This is a genomic window from Undibacterium sp. KW1 (genome assembly GCF_009937955.1).
Lineage (GTDB): Bacteria > Pseudomonadota > Gammaproteobacteria > Burkholderiales > Burkholderiaceae_D > Undibacterium.
Genome location: NZ_AP018439.1, coordinates 3,093,943 through 3,114,878, shown reverse-complemented (window position 1 = coordinate 3,114,878; position 20,936 = coordinate 3,093,943). Strand labels below are relative to the sequence as shown.

Here is a 20,936-nt window from a genome sequence, read left to right as displayed (position 1 = left end):
TATGTTCAAACTCTCTCTCAGTATGACGATGCGTGACTGGCGTGCTGGTGAGCTGCGCTTTTTACTGATTGCCTTGATGATCGCGGTAGCCTCCCTTGCCTCGGTCGGTTTTTTTACCGACAGAATGCGCAGCGGCCTCAACCGCGATGCCCATCAGTTACTAGGTGCTGACTTGCTGGTCGCGGCTGATCAGCCTATCAAGCCAGAGTGGCGACAAGAAGCGGAAAAGCGCGGTTTCAGGACGGCAGAAACTCTGGTCTTCCCCAGCATGGCTTTGGCAGGCGAGGGTGATGAAGCGATATCTCGCCTGGTCTCGTTAAAAGCCGTGAGTGCAGATTACCCTTTACGTGGCAAGTTGAAGCTGAACAAGGGTGAAACCGAAGTTGCTACCGATGTCGTCCCTCAATCAGGCACAGTGTGGGTAGATCCGGCCTTGCTGTCAGCCCTGAATTTGAATGTAGGCCAAAAAATCAAGCTGGGTGAGCTGCAATTGACGGTGACCCAGACTATAGGTACGGAACCCGACCGTGGTGCAGGTTTCATGAGTTTTGCGCCACGCGCCATGATATCGCTGACGGATATTCCTGCGAGTAAATTGATACAAAACGGTTCGCGCGTGACTTATCGTTTGCTCATGGCGGGTGACACCAAGTTGATCGCTGCCTATCAAAAAGAGTTGCAAGAAAAAATCAATAGCGAAAAACTCAAAGGTGTACGCCTGGAATCGCTGGAGGCTGGCCGGCCAGAAATGCGTGCTACGCTGGACAGGGCAGATCAGTTCCTGTCGCTGGTGAGTCTGTTGTCAGCCATGCTGGCCGCAGTTGCCATCGCTATGGCAGCGCGCCGTTTCATGCTGCGTCATCTGGATGCCTGCGCCATGTTGCGTTGCCTGGGTTTGACACAAAACCAGGTCATGTCCATGTATCTGATTGAATTCCTGATCCTGGGTTTGCTGGGCAGTATCGCTGGTGTGTTGCTGGGTTATGCAGGCCATTATGTCTTGCTCGAATGGCTTGGCAAACTGGTCGCCAAGGATTTGCCTGAAGCGAATTTCTTGCCTGCCGTGCAGGGCATTGCCACAGGTTTATTGCTGCTGGTAGGTTTTGCCTTGCCACCGATTTTGCAATTGCGTAATGTGCCGCATAACCGCGTCATACGCCGCGAGCAAGATGCGCCCAAGGCCATGACACTGGTGACGTATGCCTGCGGCCTGGGCATGTTCGTGGCCTTGTTGCTGTGGCAAACAGCTGACATCAAGCTGGGCCTGATGACGGCGGCAGGTTTTCTGCTTGGTTTGCTGGTGTTCGCACTGGTGGCATGGTTGGGCATGTTCGCTCTCAAGCGTATGCGTACTCTGTTTGCGCATTCTGCCTGGCGTTTTGCCATTACTGCTTTGCAAAGGCGGCCGGGTGCGACTATCGTACAAGTCGTCTCGCTGGCCTTGGGTTTAATGGCCTTGTTATTATTGACTGTGGTGCGTGGTGACCTCGTCACTGCATGGAAAAAAGCTACCCCGGCAGACGCACCAAATCAGTTTGTCATCAATATACAACCAGATCAAAAGGCAGATATTGCCAGGCAAGTGCAGGCTTTTGGCAAACCTGAACTTTACCCCATGATACGTGGTCGCCTGATCGCCTTGAATGATAAACCGATCACTGGCGACACTTATGCAGAAGACCAGGCCAAGCGCATGGTCGATCGCGAATTCAATTTATCGACCATGACAGATATGCCTGCTCTGAACAAGATCACTGCCGGCCGCTGGTATGATGATAGCAAGGCCACAGAGGCGGAGGCTTCAGTGGAAGAGGGTATAGCCAAAACCCTGAAGCTCAAGCTGGGTGACAAGTTGACTTTTGATGTCGCGGGCCAGCAAGTGACTTCGACTATTACCAGCCTGCGCAAGCTGGACTGGGGTTCGATGCGGGTGAACTTTTTTGTCATCATCAACCCCAAGGCCATGGTGGATATGCCGCAAACCTGGATCACGGCTTTCCGTTTGCCAGAAACAGATAAAACTTTCGTCAATCGCTTCATGCGCGATTTCCCTAACCTGACCGTGGTGGATGTTGGCGCCATGATCAAGCAAATGCAGGATGTGCTGGATCAGGTGATTACGGCTGTTGAATTCCTGTTCCTGTTCACGCTTGCTTCTGGTGTGCTGGTGTTATACGCAGCGCTGGCGGGCTCGCAGGATGTACGCATGCGAGAAGCAGCACTATTGCGTGCACTGGGCGCAACCCGCAAGCAACTCTCGCAGGCACAGTGGATAGAATTCTTGCTGATAGGTGGCTTGTCTGGCGTATTGGCAGCTTCTGGTGCGTCCGCCATAGGCTGGGCACTGGCACGCTTCAGTTTTAATTTTGAATGGACTTTCTCGCCGCTGGTCTGGTTGGCAGGCTTGGTTGTTGGTGCTACTTGCGCCGTGGTAGGCGGCTGGCTGGGTTTGCGCAATGTCCTGAATCAACCGCCTCTGCAAAGCCTGCGTGAAGCTTGATAGCAACGCACTACAAATTAATTTAAAAGGATATATCTTGCAGAAACAAGACATCAAACTGTATGTGGATTCACAATTTACCAGTCCGTATGCGATGTCGGTATTCGTCGCCCTGCATGAAAAAGGCCTGGACTTTGAGTTGTTGACAGTAGATCTGGAAGCAGATGCCCAGCATGCGCCAGATTATGCCGCCACGTCCCTGACGCAGCGTGTGCCTACCCTGATGCACAATGGTTTCGCCTTGTCTGAATCCTCAGCGATCACTGAATATCTGGAAGAAGTATTTCCACAGCACGCAGTTTATCCCAAAGACACGCACGCCCGTGCCAGGGCAAGGCAGGTGCAAGCCTGGATACGCAGCGCCCTAATGCCTATACGGGTAGAGCGCAATACCCAGGTCATCTTCTATGGCAAGAAGCTGGAGCCTCTGTCTGACGCTGCCAAAGCAGCAGCGGCGCAATTATTCCTGGTGGGTGAATCATTGATACCAGATAGTGCTGAAAACCTCTTTGGCGACTGGTCTGTCGCTGATCTTGATCTCGCCTTGATGATTAATCGTCTTGCCCTGCATGGCGACCATGTACCTGAAAAGTTGGCGAGGTTCGCAGCTCAGCAATGGCAAAGACCTGCAGTGCAATTATGGGTGAATCAGGCAAGACCAGCACTCTGAATGGTTTTAAGAGCTGTTTTAAATTAGCGATGACATGAATACTGAAGTTGAAAATAATGAAGAGGCCCAGGTCAATTTGTATGAGTTGCTGGGTGGTGCAGAAAAACTGCGTGAGTTGGTTGATCGCTTTTATGACTTGATGGAACTGGAGCCAGAATTTGCTGGCATACGTGCACTACATCCGACGCCCATGGATGGATCACGCGACAAGTTGTTCTGGTTCTTGTCTGGCTGGATGGGCGGTCCTAACCTTTATATAGAGCAGTTTGGTCATCCACGCCTGCGTGCACGCCATCTGCCGTATGCCATCGCCAGTAGCGAACGAGATCAATGGTTGCGCTGCATGGCCTGGGCTATGCAGGATGTTGGCGTAAGCGAAGATTTGCAGCAGCATTTGATGCAATCGTTTTACCAGACCGCTGACTGGATGCGTAACCGCCCTGGCTGAGTTTCCAGGCTTCGCAATTTGAAATTCCTTTTCACCTGAATATTTTTCTATGAGCCTGTTTGAGGTACTGATACTTTTGCTGGCTGCGCTGGCCGTTGTCCTGAATATTTTGCTTTTACTGAGTAAGTCTGGCACGCAGGACGCAAGTGGCATACTCGCCATACAGGAGCAACTGCGCCAGACTCAACAACAATCATTGCAGTCGCAAATGACGCAGGAACGCAGTGAACGTGCATTGAGAGAGCAGGTGCAATTGACAGCCCAGACTGGCCGCCAGGAACTGGCTGGCAGCTTTGGTCAGTTACAGCAAAACCTGGCTGCGCAGTTGACCAGCGTGGCGACGCTGCAAAATAACCAGATCGATGCATTCTCCCAGCAACTGGTGAAACTCAATGAAACCAATGCCCAGCAACTGGAACAGTTCAGGCAGGCTTTTATCCTGCAAGGGCAGGTTGCCCGTGACGAGCAAGGCCAAAGCCTGAAACGCTTTGGTGACAGTTTGAATCAAACCCTGCTTGCACTGACAGAATCAAATGCGCAGCGCATGAATGAAATACGCGCGACGCTGGAACAAAAAATACAGCAACTGCAGGCCGACAATGCAGGCAAGCTCGAAGAAATGCGCAAGACTGTCGATGAAAAGCTGCATGCCACGCTGGAACAGCGCCTGGGTGAATCATTCAAGCTGGTCTCCGACCGACTCGAAAAAGTACATCAGGGCTTGGGCGAGATGCAGCAGCTTGCGATAGGTGTTGGCGATCTCAAGCGCGTGCTGACGAATGTGAAAACCCGTGGCACCTGGGGCGAAGTGCAACTGGAAATGGTGCTGGAACAAATGCTGACGCCAGACCAGTATGCCAAAAATGTAGAAACCGTACCCGGTTCAGGCGAGCGGGTGGAATTCGCCATCAAGCTGCCAGGCAAGGAGGAAAACAGAGCCCCTGTATGGATGCCCATCGACGCGAAATTCCCCAAAGAGCAATATGAGCGCCTGATCGATGCCGCAGAACGTGCCGATGCAGAAGGGGTAGCGCAGGCTGGCAAAGAGCTGGAGAGGGCGATACGCCTTGAGGCTAAAACCATATCCGAGAAATACCTTTCACCACCGTTGACGACGGATTTCGCCATCCTATTCCTGCCGACAGAGGGTCTGTACGCAGAAGTCATGCGCAGGCCTGGCCTGGCTGATGAATTGCAACGCACTTGCCGTGTCTCCATTTCTGGCCCATCTACTTTGTCAGCCTTGCTGAACAGCTTGCAAATGGGTTTCCGCAGCCTGGTACTGGAACAGCGCTCATCAGAAGTTTGGCAAGTACTCGGAGCGGTCAAGACAGAGTTTGGCAAATTTGCCGATGTACTGACCGCCACCAAAGTCGCGCTGGAAAAAGCGGCAAAAAATATCGATCAGGCAGAAGTCAGAACACGGCAAATGACGCGGAAACTCAAAAGCGTCGAAGCCTTGCCTGCTGATACTGCGCAGAGCCTGCTGGGAACCAGCATTGATGCTGGTGACGCAGATATTGAATAAAGATGCTTCGACCTGATTAAACCAGGTCAGAAGATTTATCTCCCATCAAATAACGCGGCCCAGTACCTCTGGTATTGGCAATGTCTTGCGGATTGTATAGCGCGCAGGATTTGAGCGACAGGCAGCCGCAGCCTATGCAGGAGCTTAACTGGTCACGCAAAGATGTCAGTGCCTTGATGCGTTCTTCTATCATGGTATGCCATGATCTTGATAGTTTTTCCCAATCCTGTTTTGTCGGTGTGCGCTGGTCGGGCAGGGTGGCAAGACTATTTTCTATTTCTTCCAGTGTCAGCCCTGCTGTTTGCGCCGCCTTGATAAAGGCAACGCGACGCAATACCTCACGCGGGAATTGGCGACGTTGCGCAGGACTGCGCACGCTGGTAATCAAACCACGGCTTTCATAAAAGCGCAAAGCACTGGCGGCGATGCCTGATCGTTTGGCAAGTTCACCTATGCTGATCAGGTTTGTATTGTTTGCATCAGTCATCATTTCACCTCAAAGCATAAAAAAGTGTTTGACTTCAAGTTAACTTGAACTTGCATACTACAACACATCAACTATCGATGGAGAGTGGAAATGACGGCTTCAACAACAGCGATGTGCAGTAATTTGATTCTTAAGGACTTGCTGGATAAGAACAGGGAGTTCGCCCTGAATGGCAAGGGAACCACCAACCACTGCCCCATGGCCTTGTGTGCACTTGCTGGTATGGGAGCGAGTGACAGACGTTTGCAGGACTTTTTTGCGCATTGGCGCGATACTTATGCCTTGCCAGCCTTGCCTCCCGCTGTAACCATCAGGTACGAAGACTTTCAGGCTTACCTTGGCAAGAGAGAAAACTTTGCTGATCTGCAATCCTGCTTTGCCATTCGTATTGCGCAGCGAGGAAAAGATGAGGTCATCAGGGAAGTATTGGGCATAGTTCCATTCGCTCCCGCAACAACAGCCTTTCATGCACTGATAAGACTGGCTTATGGTTTGCAAGCTGAGCATGATGGGGAAGTAGCTGCCAGTCTCGCTGCACTGGTTGCAGCGAACTTTGCTATCAGTATCGATATCAAAGAGCGACAAGTAGCCAGCTCGGTTGCCTCTGGTTTTTATCAGTTATCGCAAGGCATGAGAGGCAAAACCTATCCAGGCAGGATGATTGCAGAGAAAATGCGTGCAGTCGTCAATGATGAGCAATTTTTGCAAAATTTACCGGGTATGCCTGTCACCGAAAATCTCTTGGATGAGTTGGCGCTCTGGGCGATTTCAGCTTATGGACAAACCAGGGACTTTACGATCTTGCACATAGTCACAGGTGTCGATGCGGCAAGACAGGTCCTGCTTTATCTCGATCAAAAAACACTGTTCAGCAGGCTGCAAGATTTATGGGTAGCGCTATGCGCAGCTTACGTCTCTGTTGGTGCACCAAAGCTCGTGCCGGAATCCGTGTATGAAAGCCGCATGCGCGTAAAACACAGGCAACTCTGCTCCTGGTCGGATTTGTTTGCGAGGGCGATAGAAAGCAATGACGACCACGTGATCAAGCTGACTTATACCTGCGCCCTGGAAATCAGCTTGCAGCCCAATCTGCTTTACCAGATGGTGGTCATGGAAATGCTGGAAGATCAAATAGTATCGTTTGCCTGTTGATGCTTGCTGCTGGCAAGATGGACAACGCGGTAGGCATTTTTGCCACTGCGCTTGACTTCATACATGGCGGCATCGGCTTGACGGAGTAAATCACTGGCATCAAATTCATTTGGGCCGGTATAGCTGATTCCTATGCTGGCACCGATTTGCACACACAGGGTTTCATTGATGACGATAGGCTGGCTGGCCAGGGTAATGATTTTTTGAGCAATCTCTTCTGCTTTTTCCAGATATGCCAGGTCTTTTAACAGGATGATGAATTCATCTCCACCGAGGCGGGCAATGAAATCTGATCTTCTGACCGTATTGCTGACCAGGCGTGAAAAATGTACGAGTACCTGGTCACCAACCGTATGGCCGTGGCTGTCATTGACTTGCTTGAATTTGTCCAGATCTATCATGAGCAGGAAAAAGCCTTGTGCATTGCCATTGGCATATTCCCTGGAGAGGCGGCTGATTTCTTTTTCAAAGCCCAGGCGGTTGTTGATGCCGGTTAAATGATCGGTTACCGCCAGTTGATTGGCACTTTCTTCCTGCGATTTGCGTTCGGTAATGTCATTCACCAGGCCTTGCAGTATGCCGTCTTCGGCCGGGCTGATGACGAGGTTGATCCACTTCTTGCTACTTGAACTTGCCAGTTGTATGTAAAAATCGTCAGACATGATCCTGGCTTCATTGATAGCCGCATCTATCATTAAGTGCAGGCGTAATTCCTGGCCTTCCAGCAATGAAGTCAGGGCATTCGCAATAATGTCTTTGCCGCCATGATCATCAAGACTGAACATGCGCAGGAAGGCAGGGTTATAAGAGAGCAGTTCACCAGAAAAATTGAGCTGGAAGATGCCGGTTTCTGCATTTTCAAAAATGGTCTGGAATTTTTTCTCACCTATTGCATGCTGCATGCGCAGGGTCCGTTCTTCATTGAGTGTCTTTAGAAGGCTGGCGACCAGGGTGTTGACGTCGCGTACCAATTGACCGATTTCGTCTTTTTCATTGCCATCTGGCAGGCTCAGCTTGTCACCAGATTCTGGCGCCAGGGTATGCAGGCGGTCTGATATATTTTTAATCGGCCTGGTAATCATCGTCAGTACGACATACACCGCTGCAGAAGCCATGGCCAGCGCCTGTAATAACAAGAGATAGACGATGAAGCGGGCCTTGGCTGCACTCTGTTCCCTGATGAAATCTATATTAGGGTCCAGATGAATTTCACAGACTTTTTCTTTGGGATTGAATGGAGAATAAACTTCATGCACCAGTTGATTGGACTGGCTGATGCCGGGCAGTATGGCAAGCGCGGATTGATTGCTGCCTTTGACCGGTGTCTTGTCAGCCTGGGCGAGGACTTTACCTTCTGAAATGATTTGTACCCGGCTGATGTCACCATTTTTCAGCAAGCCGCGTGCAAGCTCTGCTGCCAGATTTTGATCTAGTACGAAGCAGGCTATGCTGGCGGTATTTTCAACCGTGCTTAACGATGCCTGCATGCGCTGGCGGGCCTGTTCCTGTTCAGATTGGGCAGAAAAATGATAGCTGAGCAGTGCGAAAAATATACCTACAAGCAGGGCAATACCAAGCACAATGAATGCGCTGCGATAAACGATGCTGGTACGTAGTAGTCTTAACATGCAGGAATCACTTATTGTGCGGGGTCATAAATCATTCTGACCCGTTTATCCAGCTTCTTGCGTTCTATATAGCCTATGGCAGCCTTGTTACTGCTGACGATATCCATTACCTCATCCGCAGATTCTACCTGCATGGGCGGCGAGCCCTGGCCAGAAAACATCAACCTCGCCCAATAAGAATTTATTTCAGGCAGGTTTTTATTGACCAGCAATGCATAAAACTTTGCCTTTTCGGTATTGGCAGCCGTCATGTCCAGCGGCTTGGCATTCATGCCAGATGCCAGCTTGCGGTTTCTGCCCATATACAGGTTGATGACTTCATCCTTGCTCAATTTTTCTATGCCGCTTTGTGGATTGGCGATCACCACCAAATCAGCCTGTGCTGCATGACAACAGCCCCAGAAACCAAGACACAAGAGAAGATGGTAAAGAACTTTCATCATTTTCTCTTAAAAAATGAAATTGTAGGCAATGCTGATCAGCCTGGCTTTGCCATTCCATCCGGGCTGATTATTCCTGACCAAAAAATAGTCATCGGTCTTGATGTTATCTACTTGCAATTTCACATTGCTTTTCTCCGTCAGGTCATAGCGCACCCCGAGAGAAAAAGTGGTCTGGCGATTGTATTGATTACTGATCGCGTCATTGAAGGCTACCGCGAGCATATCGATATCGGGGTTAACGCCCAGCGGCAGGCGACTGGCAGTGCTCTTGTTAACGGGCCTTGATGCCGAGTAAGTAAAGTAAGGTGTCCATTGATCGATGCGATAGCCCACAGTCAGGTAGGCGGCCCTGTTGGTGGGGAAGAACAGGGATGCCGAGCTCAGTTGATTGAGCATGAGCTGAGCCTGCAAGGGTCCGTCGTCATAGGCAACACCTGCCGACAGATAAGTGAATTTTTTGTCAGTCAGTGACAGATCATTCGCCAGACCGGCAGCACTGGGAATAAAGGCGTTCAGGTAAGGTGAGCGCAGGTTGTCCAGCAATGACTGCAAAGGCGGGAATTCATTTTTGAATGTAAGCTGGCTGTAGCCCAGGCGATATATCCAGTTTGAAGTCTGGTATTCAAGATGTCCGCCGAGCAGGCGCGAACGGTTCAGGGACAAAAAATCGTCCTGGCTGCCTGTTGAAGTTTTTTCCCTGGCTACACCCGCGAAGACTTTGGCCCGCAATATGCCGCCGCTGAGTGGTGTAGAAAGCACCATGTCACCGCCATCGAAATAGGAAATGATCAGGCTGCCAAAGAAATCAATCGGAGGTCTTACCCATTGATAGGTATAGCCGACATTGCGTGAATCTGCCAGCAGATAGACATCAAATCCAAGGCGGCCTGCACGCAATTGCAGATTATCGTTGGGTACGTAGCGGGCATATGCCCAGGTGACTTCAGGCTGGAATTTGTTTGCAGATCTACGGCTGACAACTTGCAGGGCTGTGTCGGTATTGTCACTGACGCTCTTGTTGAGCTGAAGGCCAAAATTGGAGTCCATGCCAAAATCAGTTTGTCTGGTGTAACCAACACCGTCATTCTGCGTCAGGTCACGGACGATATCAACATTCCGGGTGTTACTATGAACGACGCCCAGTGTGCCAAAACCGCTGATGGTAAATGGCTTGCTGTCATCTGCAGCATGCACCTGCGTTGCCAGGGTGAGCATGCTGATGCATGGAATAAGATGTAAAAACCTGCTTGACATAGAACCTCACTATCACGGCAAAGTGCTACACGATCAAGGGCAAGCTATTCAGTGCGATTGAGTGCTAATTTATGCAATGTCTGTAAACAGATTTTACAGACACTGCATGGGACTACATGATTATTTTTTCTCAGCAGGTTTTTGTTTGGCGATCACCATATCTTTTATACCGTTATAAACATCTTCGGTTAATATTTTTTTACTAAGCAATTCATCCTTACCTTTGTAAGGACGCCCCTTGATAATTGCATCTGAGCGTACATCGCCAATTTTAGGCAGGGTCGCCAATTCTTTTTTTGACGCGCTGTTCAAATCCAGAGGTTCGGTTTTGGCCGATGCTGGAGCCGATGCCGCCGCAGATGCTGACGTTGCCGCAACAGCAGCGCTAGCTGATGCTTTCTTGGATGCGTCGGCAGCATAAACGCTGCCGATAGCCATGGTTGTCAGCGCGGTCGCCAACAGGATTGCCCGCCATTGTTTTTTCATCTTTACTCCATCCCAAAAAGTGAAACAGGAGCACTAGGCTCCTGTTTTTTACAAAGTTCATGAGCGCTGCTGAGTGCAGCATAGCATGTTATTGTGTTTGTACCATCGAATTAATGAAGACTGGTGATACAGGTACATCAGACATGCCGCCAGCTGTTGTAGTTGGCACGACATTGATCTTGTCCATGATTTCCAGGCCAGTCACAATTTTGCCAAATACGGCATAACCAGTACCAGCAGTCAGGCCATCAAAACCGGTATTGTCAGCGGCATTCAGGTAGAACTGGGCTGTAGCAGAGTTAGGGTCTGAGGTACGTGCCATGGCGATGGTGCCGCGCAGGTTGCTCAAACCATTTGGTGTTTCCAGCTTGATGGCTGGCAGTGTTGTCGGCTGTTGCAAATCAGACGTGAAACCGCCACCCTGGACGATAGCGCTCTTGATGACGCGATGGAAAATTTTATTTACATAAAAGCCATTTTCCACGTAGTTCAAGAAATTATCGACAGTAATAGGTGCTCTGCCAGGATTGAGCTCGATGACTATCGTGCCCATGCTGGTTGTCATCGTGACTTGTGGCTGTGCAGCCAGTGTCAGATTGACCAGACCGGAGAAGAGTGTCGTGCCATTTGCCGCTGTAATGGAGTAAGTCGTTGAACCAACGCCAACCAGTTTGCAGGACAATACACGCTGGGTAGCCGTGCCACCCGGTAATTCTGTAATAGTCAGGCAGGCGGGGATGCTGGCGTTATAGCCCTTGTCCAGATTTTGGCCGGTAATCGTGAAATTGGTCACCTTGCGGTAAACGACCTGATCCGTTGTGACTTTTGTCACGGATGGAATAACGGCAGCCGTGTCTGACTTGGACCCGCCGCAGCCGCTAAGTAATACGATAGATGCACAGGCACCCAAGAGCCATGATGTCGCTTTCAAACTGTTCTCCAAAAGTAAGTAAATGGCAGTATTTTACTTTGCTTATCCCTATTTTTATCGTCAAGCCGTAAGCTGTTACGATTTCTATACAATTGTGACTGTGTATTCTTAGATAAGGCCCGCAAATGGAAGTACGCTGAGCTTTTCGCCAGCAGCAATATTGCCTTGCTCATGATGCAGGATAATCATGCAATTGGCTTCTGACATGGAGCGCAAAATGCCGGAGCCCTGTGAGCCGGTAATGCTGACACCGAGCTCGCCATCCTCGCGTATGGACAATATGCCGCGCTGGTATTCTGTGCGCCCGGGCCGTTTGCGTATATCTGCATTCGATTTGACGCTGAATATGGGTAAGGGTGTTATTTCTGCTCCGCTCATTTGCTGTAAAGCCTGGCGCGCAAAAAAATAAAAAGAAACCATGACGGCAACCGGGTTACCCGGCAGGCCAAGCAGGTAGGCAGTTTTGCCTGCTGATGCGATTTTGCCAAAGGCCATGGGACGGCCAGGTCGCATGGCTATGCTCCAGAAGGCGACCTCGCCCAGCCTGTCCATCAACTGACGGGTATGGTCAGCATCGCCAACAGAGACGCCTCCTGAAGTGATGATGGCATCGGCATTTTCACAGGCGCTGCGCATCGCTGCTTCAAGTGCCTCGGGATTATCCTGAACCACGCCCATATCCAGCACCTCACAACCCATGCGTACCAGCATGCCATACAGGGTGTAGCGATTACTGTCATACACACAACCGCTTCCCAGTGTTTCGCCCAAAGAGCGCAATTCATCACCGGTAGAAAATATGGCGACCCGCAGCCGTCTCTGTACGCTGACTTCGGGGATGCCCAGAGAGGCAAGCAGGCCAAGGTCGGCTGGTGTCAGTATCTTGCCTTTGTGCAGGGCGATTGTGCCCATGGCCAGGTCTTCACCTTTGAGGCGGCGATTGTCGCCTGCGCGCAAACTGCCTGCGCTTATTCTGATTTCCTCATCGCTGATTTTTGTCGTGAATTCCTGCGGGACTACCGTATCGCAAGCCGCTGGCATGAGTGCGCCTGTCATGATACGCACACATTCTCCGGGCCCGACTGTACCGGTAAACCTTGCACCTGCCAGGACAGTAGCTGTGACTTTCAGTTTCAGTTCTTTGCTGTCTGTTATATCTTCGCCCCGTAAGGCATAGCCATCCATGGCTGAGTTGTCGTGGGCTGGCACGTTAATGGGGGAAATGATGTCAATAGCCAGTACACGCCCCATGGCCTGTCGTATGGTGAGTTTTTCCATTCCGCAGACGGGCTGGACATAGGCGCGCATGATATCTTGCGCCTGTTGGACTGTGAGGGCATTGGGGTTGTAATCAGACATGTATCCGGTGGTGTCTTGCAGCGTGCTGGCGGAGCCTGGGGCGGTATTCATATCAGTTTTCAAGTTCCCTTAATTCTTCCAGTGTATTGATATTCTTGAATGCTGCCTTGTCTTCAAACAAGACTTCGCTTATTTGCAGGCAGGCATGCCAGGCCTGCATTTTGCGTCCGCCATTCTCAAGATACGCTGTCAATCTGGGCAGTACAGTGGTTTTCATGAGTGCAAAAACAGGATGAATTTGTTTTTGCTGAATACCGTCGCGGTTTTCCAAAGTCGTGGCTACGGCGAGGTCTGCATTGTGTTGTAGCAATGCAGACGACAGGCGTTCAGCCAGATCGGTTGGCAAAAATGGCGAATCGCAGGGCACGCAAAGCAAATAGGGTGTAGTGCAATGTAGCAGGCCAGTCTGTATTCCCGCCAGCGGGCCGGCAAAACCTTGCATATGATCAGCATGGACTGGAAAGCCAAACTCCTTATAGGTGTCAGGATTCTGGTTGGCACTGATGATGACCGTTGCCGTTTGTGCGGTCAGTCTTTGAGTGACATGCGCGGCCATGGGTTTGTCGTGCAGGCATTGCAAGCCTTTATCTATTTCACCCATGCGCGTGCCGCGGCCACCTGCCAGTACCAGGCCGGTGATGAGTTTTCTGTCCAGGGGGAGGCTAGAATTTGACACGAAAATCGACTTACTGAAATCTAAAGTACTTATGATACTGTTATCAGCCGCCTATGTAAGACATTTCTATCTTCTTTCGTTGTTGGCCAGCAGTATTCTGGCTGCGCAATTCGGAGTAGCGATCAGTGCGTTGTTGCCAGATATGGGCGATGACATTCGCAATTGCCAGGTCCGGGAGTTGCTGAGGATCGCGCAACAGGGTGCGCAAATCATGTCCGTGGCTGGCAAACAGGCAGGTGTAAAGCTTGCCTTCAGTTGAGAGCCTGGCCCTGCTGCAGTCGCGGCAAAAAGCCCCGGTTACGCTGGAAATGAATCCCAGTTCCCCCTGACCATCCTGACTTTTCGCATGACGCCAGCGTGTGGCTGTTTCACCTGTATAGTTGGCATCCAGGGCAAGCAGGGGCATACCGGCATCCTGTATGCGTTGCGCGACTTGCGAGGAAGGGATGACTTCATCGAGTTTCCAGCCGTTGGATGCTCCTACGTCCATATATTCTATGAACCTGAGGATATGTGGCGTGTCCCTGAAATAGCGGGCCATGGGCACGATTTCATGGTCATTCAAGCCTGCCTTGACGACCATATTGACCTTCACAGGTCCCAGGCCAGCGGCTTCTGCTGCGGCTATGCCTTCCAGTACTTCATCGACGGAAAAATCGACATCGTTCATGCGCTGGAAAATGGCATTGTCCAATGCGTCCAGTGACACGGTCACCCGCGTCAGACCGGCATCTTTCAAGCTTTGTGCCTTGCGTGCCAGCAATGAGCCATTGGTTGTCAGTGTCAGATCAAGCGGCTTGCCATCGACAGTGCGTAGCCTGGCCAGCATTTCTATGAGGCGTTCCAGATGTTTGCGTAATAAGGGCTCGCCACCGGTCAGGCGTATTTTCCTGACGCCGTGTGCAGCAAATATGCTGGCGACACGGGTAATTTCTTCAAAACTCAGCAGGGATTTATGCGGCAGATATTGGTAGTCTTTATCAAAGACCTCTTTGGGCATGCAGTAAACACAGCGGAAATTGCAGCGGTCTGTAACGGAAATACGCAGATCATGCAAGGGGCGTGACAAGGCATCCTGCAATTGACCATCGGGTGTTGTTAATACTTCTGGAACAGACAATGCAGGGCGGAAGCGTGTTAGTTCTGATAGCGGAATAAATTTTTCCGTCATGGCTGGCGCAGGTAAATTTTGTACTTAATAAAGAACAATAGCACGACTTGGAATCTCATGTGACCGTGCGGAATTTTATTAAATTTAAGCCAACAAAAACAAGATATATCCCGCGCAGGAACAGGCCGCCAGCAGTTTGACAGTTGATAGCTTGAATTTGAAAACTGCAATACTGGCAAGGGTAGTGAGTATGATGGCTTGTATATTCAGGGTTGCCGCATCTTTGAAAAAGACATGGCTGGCAAATAACCAGGCCAGGCTGGCTATGACGCCAACTACTGCTGCTGAAATGGCATTCAGGGGCGCATTCAAGTGTAAATTATTCCTGCTGGATTCAACCAATGGGCCGCCTGCCAGGATGAAAATAAAAGAAGGCAGAAAAGTGAAAAAGCAGGCTATGCTGGCCCCCAGGCAGGCTGCCAGCAATTGATGCCCGGGTTCCAGGAAAACATGGTTCCAGCCGCCAATAAAACCGACAAAAGCCACGATCATGATCAAGGGGCCGGGTGTGGTCTCACCCAGGGCCAGGCCATCCATCATTTGTGCTGTGTTCAACCAATGATATTGCTCAACTGCTGCCTGCACCATGTACGGTAGTACCGCATAGGCACCGCCAAAACTGAACATGGCAGCCTTGGTAAAAAAACTGGCCATATCAGTCAAGGGGTGAGGCAGGCCAAAACTGAATGCCAGCAACAACCATACTGCGACAGTAAGCAATATCCCCAGGCTCAATGTGATGAGCAGCTTTAACCAGGAAAAGCGTGCGTGCACGGGTGTAGGTGTGTCGTCATCAATGATGGCAGGCAGATGCGGATGTGTGGTGTGATCAGAGGTTGATTTTACGGGATTGCAGTGTTTGCGAAATATCAGGCCGGTACATGCAGCCGCTATGATCACGAGAGGGAAGGGGAGATGTAACCAGGCGATTGCAGCAAAGGCGGCCATCGCGACCGCAACCAATACGCTGCTCTTCAGGGTGCGTTGCGCGATGCGCCAGGCCGCAGCCAGAACAATCGCGACTACCGCAGGTTTGATGCCGCTCATGATTGCTTGAACTGCAGTATTGTCACCAGCAGCCATGTATATCCAGGACAGCAGGGTTAATATCAGAAGTCCGGGCAAGACAAATAGCAGGCCAGCCATAATGCCACCCTTGGTCTTGTGCATGAGCCAGCCTATGTAGATGGCAAGTTGCGTCGCCTCAGGCCCAGGCAGGAGCATGCAGTAATTCAAGGCATGTAAAAAACGTGCTTCGGATATCCAGCGACGCTTTTCCACAAGTTCTGCATGCATCAGTGCAATTTGCCCCGCTGGTCCGCCAAAACTGATGAATCCCAGCTTGAGCCAGTACAGGAATGCAGTTTTCAGGGCGACTTCATGAGCAGGCAAAGTTTATGCTTTCTATATTTCACTGATTAACTGATAAATATGTTGCCAGTGGACCGCTGTTTATATGTTGATGCACACAAAAAAACCGGCAATCAGAAAGAAAGCCGGTTTTTTCTTGAGCCCGTGCAGAAGACTGTCCGGGGGGGCATATGCTCACATCAAGAGCGACGTGTTTCCACCATCACCAATGGCTCATCAGCAACAACTGGCAATGGTTTGCGCTCGCGGGGAACGCGTACCGGTGCCACCATTTTTTCTGCTTCCGCTTTGGCGGCCTGCAGTTTCACTGGGTCGGTGCTGGCCAATACCAATCCGGCGTCTTTCAGCATGCTATGCAGGGATTCCAAAGGCATGGTCGCATCCTGTGGTTTTGCTGCTGGCGTGCTGATTGCCGGCGCTGTAACTACCTGAACTGGTGCTACTTCAACTGCAGAAGCTTGAGGAATAACTTCTGCCGGAGCAGAGACGATTGCCTCAGTAACTGGAACTGGTTCAGTTGTGCTGACTGTTGTTGCAGTCTCAACTGCAGGAGCCACCACCGGGCTTGCTTCTGCTGGAGCAGCCATTACAGGAGCTTCAGGAGCCGCAACAACTGCTGGTGTGCTGATGGCTTCCTGTGGTGCCGCAGCAGCTACGGTTACTGCGACAGCAGGTGCCGCTGTGCTTACTGCTTCAGTAAAGGTCGCAGGCTGGCTGACTTCAGCAACGTGGTTTGCCGCGTTGTCAGGTGCTGCTGGTGTCGCAACTTCGGGAGCGACCACTGTGCTCACTGTAGCCACATCGCTGCCTGTAATGGCATCGACTATTTCACTGCCGTCAATCGGCAATTCGCCTTGCTCATTGACTTGCTCGTTACCATCGCGGTCGCGGCGGTTGCGGTTGCGGCCACCACGACGGCGACGGCGACGACGCTCTTCGCCTTGCTCGCTATTGTCGTTTTCTGCGCCAGATTCCAGTGCTTCCAGCTGTGGAGCTGCTGGCATGACATCAACTGGTGCTGGATCTACATGCTTGTGGATAGGTTCTTCCTTGCTTTCCTGAGCCTGGTTTTCCTTGCGCTCGTCGCGTTGACGTTGCTGACGTTCGCGGCGAGTTTCCTGCGATTCCCGCTCTTCACGCGGTGGCTTAGGTGCTTTTGGTGGGCGTGGATTTTCCGCTGCTACCGGTTTGACTGCTTCCTGCTCTGGCTTCTCAGCCTTTGCCGGGCGGTCTTCGCGCTCATCACGGTCACGGTTGCGGCGGTTGCGGTTACGCTGGCTGTTACTATTTCCATTGCGCGGGCCGCGGCCATTGCGGTCACGTTCGGCGGTTTTTTCTTCTGCTGGTTTTGGTGTTTCTACCTTGGCTGGCTCAGATTTACCAAACAGGAAACCAAACAACTTGCCGAAGAAGCCAGGTTCTGCTGGGGCTGCAACTGGTGCAACGACCACTGGGGCAACTTCCTTGCGTTCAACGATAGGTGCAGTTTCAGGCGTAATGCTCTTGACGACGGCTTCCTGACGTGGCTTGACGTCTTCTTTCTGACGTTTGCTGTAGCCAATGTCGGTATCGGCCTGCTCAGCCATGGCGTAGCTGGCGTGGTGGTCTTCGAGGCGTGGATCATCTGTTTTCAGGCGATCCAGCTTGTAATGTGGGGTTTCCAGATGCTTGTTGGGGATCAGGATGACCGTAACGCGGTGGCGCGTTTCTATCTTCAGGATCTCGCCACGTTTTTCATTTAGCAGGAAAGCAGCAACATCGACAGGTACCTGGACATGGATTGCTGCTGAGTTTTCCTTCATGGCCTCTTCCTGGATAATGCGCAGGACTTGCAGGGCAGAAGACTCGGTGTCGCGGATATGGCCAGTGCCGTTGCAACGTGGGCAAGTCACATGGCTGCCTTCGGACAGGGAAGGGCGCAGGCGCTGGCGTGACAATTCCATCAGGCCAAAGCGGGAAATTTTGCCCATTTGCACACGTGCGCGGTCATAGCGCAGGGCATCTTTGAGGCGGGTTTCAACTTCGCGCTGGTTCTTGGCGTTTTCCATGTCGATAAAATCGATCACGATCAAACCACCCAGGTCACGCAGGCGCAATTGACGGGCTACTTCTTCAGCGGCTTCCAGGTTGGTATTGAAAGCCGTCGTTTCGATATCGCCACCACGGGTGGATCGTGCCGAGTTAACGTCAACCGACACCAAAGCTTCAGTGTGATCGATTACGATCGCGCCGCCAGATGGCAGTGGTACGGTACGGGAATAGGCAGTTTCGATCTGGTGTTCGATCTGGAAACGTGAGAACAGCGGCACATCATCGCTGTAACGTTTAACGCGATGCACCATGTCGGGCATCACGTGACTCATGAATTGCTGGGCCTGTTCGTAAATTTCATCGGTATCGATGAGGATTTCACCAATATCAGGCTGGAAATAGTCGCGGATCGCGCGGATCACCAGCGAAGATTCCTGATAAATCAGGAACGCACCCGGGGAAGATTTGCCAGCGCCTTCAATGGCACGCCAGAGTTGCATCAGGTAATTCAAGTCCCATTGCAATTCATCGACATTGCGGCCTATGCCTGCAGTGCGGGCAATCACAGACATGCCGCCAGGCAAGTCCAGTTTGTCCATGGTTTCGCGCAATTCCTGACGGTCTTCACCTTCGACGCGACGGGAAACACCACCACCACGCGGGTTGTTAGGCATCAAAACCAGGTAGCGGCCTGCCAGGGAAATGAACGAGGTCAGGGCTGCACCCTTGTTGCCACGTTCTTCTTTTTCGACCTGGACCATGATTTCCTGGCCTTCGCGCAGTGCTTCTTTAATGGAAGCATTGCGTACGTCTACACCTTCTTTAAAGTAGGTGCGGGCGACTTCTTTGAAGGGGAGGAAACCGTGACGTTCTTCGCCGTAGTTGACGAAACAGGCTTCAAGGGAAGGCTCGATACGAGTGATCACGCCTTTGTAGATATTCGATTTGCGCAGTTCGCGGCCGGCAGTTTCGATATCTATGTCAATGAGCTTTTGCCCATTGACAATGGCAACGCGCAACTCTTCTTGCTGCGTCGCATTGAACAGCATACGTTTCATGTTTTTACTCCGTGACCTGGTGGTCATCTTGTGTTGCCATCCATTGAAGGGGCAACTGTACTGATACGGGATGTACGCGGGAGCGGAGTGTTTGAGGGGGAGGGAAATGCCTGAGACAAAACAGGGCGGAGTCTATATGGCCATGAAAAGCCAAGTAGAACTGATGTTATGGCAATATGGCCATCTGTTTTGCGTTGGGCGCGGATAATCAAGATAAATCAAGTTCGAGTGCACATGTCCCCCGCGTTGTCTGACCTGCTTATTGGTGAACAAGCAAGTGCAACGCCAGGCGATGAGCAACTTTGGTGCCAGACCATCTTATTGTGTTGTGTCTGGCGGAATCGACCCTATTACCTCAATCATCAACTGGCAAGCTCACTGATTTAATATGTAAACCAGCGCCTCTTGCCAGACTAATATCCTTACAATTCAAACTCTCTGATCCAACTTCACTTATCTAAGCCCGATAACAACAATTGGCGGTTACCTTGACCTGTAAATGACGCTGCATACACATCTTTTCCATCAAATTTGCAAACAGGCGAGGCTTATGGACATGCCCCTGTGTAAAATAGGCGTTTATTCCTCTTACACTGCTTACAGCGTTAAATGCTGAAGCGAAAATGATTATATATTCAAAATGAAGGACTTAGCGACAAATAATAGGGGAGCACATCAAATTCAGATGGAAAAGCCTTCCCCTCAGCAGCCTTCGGCCTCCCAACCCAAAGTTCAGATGCTCACGATCTCGGAAGAAGAGGCTGGGCAGCGCATCGATAATTTCTTGCTGCGCATCTGTAAAGGCGTACCAAAAAGTCACGTTTACCGGGTTTTGCGCTCTGGTGAAGTGCGTGTCAACAAGGGGCGCATAGACCAGTTATACCGTTTGGTGGAGGGGGATGTGGTCCGGGTGCCGCCAATCCGTATGGCAGAGGTCAGCGAGCAGGTCGTTCCCAAACACGAATTCCCTATCCTCTTTGAAGATAATTATTTATTGATTATTAATAAACCGGCAGGAGTGGCAGTACACGGTGGCTCTGGTGTCAGTTATGGCGTGATTGAACAATTGCGCGCATCAAGGCCGGATGCTAAGTTTCTTGAGCTGGTGCACAGACTGGACAGGGAAACCTCGGGCATACTCTTGCTGGCAAAAAAACGCAGCGCATTAACAAATTTGCATGAGCAAATGCGTGACGGTGTTACTGACAAGCGTTACCTGACCCTGGTGCATGGTGACTGGAAGAATGCCCGCCAGCATGTCAAGCTGGCTTTGCATAAATACACAACAGCCGAAGGTGAGCGCCGCGTGCGGGTGCAGGCCGATGGTATGGCTTCGCATACGGTATTTACTTTGCAAAAAAAATATCGCGATTTTGCCTTGCTCGAAGCCGAACTGAAAACCGGGCGCACCCATCAAATTCGCGTTCATTTGTCAGCCAGTGGTTTTGCTATTGCCGGCGACGATAAATATGGTGACTTTGCACTGAATCGTGCTTTGCTAAAGACTGGTGAAGGGCGTGGTGCTCTGAAACGCATGTTCCTGCATGCCCATCAGATCAGCTTTGTTCATCCCGAAACCGGCAAGACCGTGACGGTGAACGCAGGCTTGCCCAAAGAATGTGAAGATTTTCTGAAAAGCCTGGCTTAGTAGCCTTGTCAGGAAAAGTCTTAATGGTTTAGTAATGGTATGATGCCGTTATTGATGAGAAACATGTCGCGCATGCTGATGCATGCGCGTTTATT

The 20,936-nt window shown here is 51.0% G+C and carries 17 protein-coding genes; 6 read left to right on the top strand and 11 right to left on the bottom strand.

The features are described from left to right. Position 1: 1 nt before the first annotated feature. Genes UNDKW_RS14005 through UNDKW_RS13990 form a run of 4 tightly spaced genes read left to right on the top strand, consistent with a single transcriptional unit; the run spans position 2 to position 5,146 of the window. Positions 2 to 2,500: an ABC transporter permease gene (locus UNDKW_RS14005; RefSeq protein ID WP_162059187.1), complete on the top strand. Its 2,499-nt coding sequence runs from the start codon at positions 2 to 4 to the stop codon at positions 2,498 to 2,500. Positions 2,501 to 2,537: 37 nt separating this feature from the next. Next, positions 2,538 to 3,170 (top strand): glutathione transferase, encoded by a 633-nt coding sequence (yfcF, locus tag UNDKW_RS14000; protein WP_162059186.1) that lies wholly within the window; start codon positions 2,538 to 2,540, stop codon positions 3,168 to 3,170. 34 nt (positions 3,171 to 3,204) lie between these two features. Beyond that, on the top strand, positions 3,205 to 3,618 hold the full coding sequence (locus UNDKW_RS13995; RefSeq protein ID WP_162059185.1) for a group II truncated hemoglobin: 414 nt from the start codon (positions 3,205 to 3,207) through the stop codon (positions 3,616 to 3,618). Positions 3,619 to 3,667: 49 nt separating this feature from the next. Further along, entirely contained in the window at positions 3,668 to 5,146 is a 1,479-nt protein-coding gene (locus UNDKW_RS13990; RefSeq protein ID WP_162059184.1) for a DNA recombination protein RmuC, read from the top strand. 16 nt (positions 5,147 to 5,162) lie between these two features. On the opposite strand, the gene soxR is transcribed toward UNDKW_RS13990, so the two are convergent. Further along, the gene (soxR, locus tag UNDKW_RS13985) at positions 5,163 to 5,633 is read right to left on the bottom strand and encodes a redox-sensitive transcriptional activator SoxR (protein WP_162059183.1); all 471 of its coding nucleotides are present in this window, start codon (positions 5,631 to 5,633) and stop codon (positions 5,163 to 5,165) included. 90 nt (positions 5,634 to 5,723) lie between these two features. Here soxR and UNDKW_RS13980 point away from each other — a divergent pair, with 90 nt between their 5' ends. Beyond that, on the top strand, positions 5,724 to 6,785 hold the full coding sequence (locus UNDKW_RS13980; protein ID WP_162059182.1) for a questin oxidase family protein: 1,062 nt from the start codon (positions 5,724 to 5,726) through the stop codon (positions 6,783 to 6,785). Here UNDKW_RS13980 and UNDKW_RS13975 read toward each other — a convergent pair. From UNDKW_RS13975 to UNDKW_RS13930, 10 genes are all read right to left on the bottom strand, one after another. Then, complete coding sequence (locus tag UNDKW_RS13975) at positions 6,761 to 8,413, bottom strand: sensor domain-containing diguanylate cyclase (RefSeq protein WP_162059181.1); 1,653 nt, start codon at positions 8,411 to 8,413, stop codon at positions 6,761 to 6,763. The two genes, UNDKW_RS13980 and UNDKW_RS13975, sit on opposite strands and share 25 nt — an antisense overlap. A gap of 11 nt (positions 8,414 to 8,424) precedes the next feature. Then, the gene (locus UNDKW_RS13970) at positions 8,425 to 8,853 is read right to left on the bottom strand and encodes a hypothetical protein (RefSeq protein WP_162059180.1); all 429 of its coding nucleotides are present in this window, start codon (positions 8,851 to 8,853) and stop codon (positions 8,425 to 8,427) included. A 9-nt stretch (positions 8,854 to 8,862) separates the two neighbouring features. Beyond that, positions 8,863 to 10,071 (bottom strand): porin, encoded by a 1,209-nt coding sequence (locus UNDKW_RS13965; RefSeq protein ID WP_162059179.1) that lies wholly within the window; start codon positions 10,069 to 10,071, stop codon positions 8,863 to 8,865. 159 nt (positions 10,072 to 10,230) lie between these two features. Then, positions 10,231 to 10,596 carry a helix-hairpin-helix domain-containing protein gene (locus tag UNDKW_RS13960; RefSeq protein WP_162059178.1) on the bottom strand — a complete coding sequence of 122 codons (366 nt, stop codon included), beginning with the start codon at positions 10,594 to 10,596 and terminating at the stop codon, positions 10,231 to 10,233. 88 nt (positions 10,597 to 10,684) lie between these two features. After that, positions 10,685 to 11,527 carry a peptidylprolyl isomerase gene (locus UNDKW_RS30440; protein WP_232063384.1) on the bottom strand — a complete coding sequence of 281 codons (843 nt, stop codon included), beginning with the start codon at positions 11,525 to 11,527 and terminating at the stop codon, positions 10,685 to 10,687. Between the two features lie 108 nt (positions 11,528 to 11,635). Then, positions 11,636 to 12,937, bottom strand: a complete 1,302-nt coding sequence (gene glp / locus UNDKW_RS13950; protein ID WP_162059177.1) for a gephyrin-like molybdotransferase Glp — start codon at positions 12,935 to 12,937, stop codon at positions 11,636 to 11,638. A 1-nt stretch (position 12,938) separates the two neighbouring features. Next, positions 12,939 to 13,487 carry a molybdenum cofactor guanylyltransferase MobA gene (gene mobA / locus UNDKW_RS13945; RefSeq protein WP_232063426.1) on the bottom strand — a complete coding sequence of 183 codons (549 nt, stop codon included), beginning with the start codon at positions 13,485 to 13,487 and terminating at the stop codon, positions 12,939 to 12,941. Between the two features lie 118 nt (positions 13,488 to 13,605). Next, a complete protein-coding gene (moaA, locus tag UNDKW_RS13940) occupies positions 13,606 to 14,733 on the bottom strand; it encodes a GTP 3',8-cyclase MoaA (RefSeq protein ID WP_162059176.1) in 1,128 nt (375 codons plus the stop codon). Positions 14,734 to 14,817: 84 nt separating this feature from the next. Beyond that, complete coding sequence (gene chrA, locus UNDKW_RS13935; protein WP_162059175.1) at positions 14,818 to 16,125, bottom strand: chromate efflux transporter; 1,308 nt, start codon at positions 16,123 to 16,125, stop codon at positions 14,818 to 14,820. Between the two features lie 158 nt (positions 16,126 to 16,283). Continuing rightward, entirely contained in the window at positions 16,284 to 19,193 is a 2,910-nt protein-coding gene (locus UNDKW_RS13930; protein WP_162059174.1) for an Rne/Rng family ribonuclease, read from the bottom strand. A 640-nt stretch (positions 19,194 to 19,833) separates the two neighbouring features. On the opposite strand from UNDKW_RS13930, the gene UNDKW_RS13925 reads away from it, so the two are divergent. After that, entirely contained in the window at positions 19,834 to 20,841 is a 1,008-nt protein-coding gene (locus tag UNDKW_RS13925; RefSeq protein ID WP_162059173.1) for an RluA family pseudouridine synthase, read from the top strand. The last annotated feature ends 95 nt before the right edge of the window (positions 20,842 to 20,936 follow it).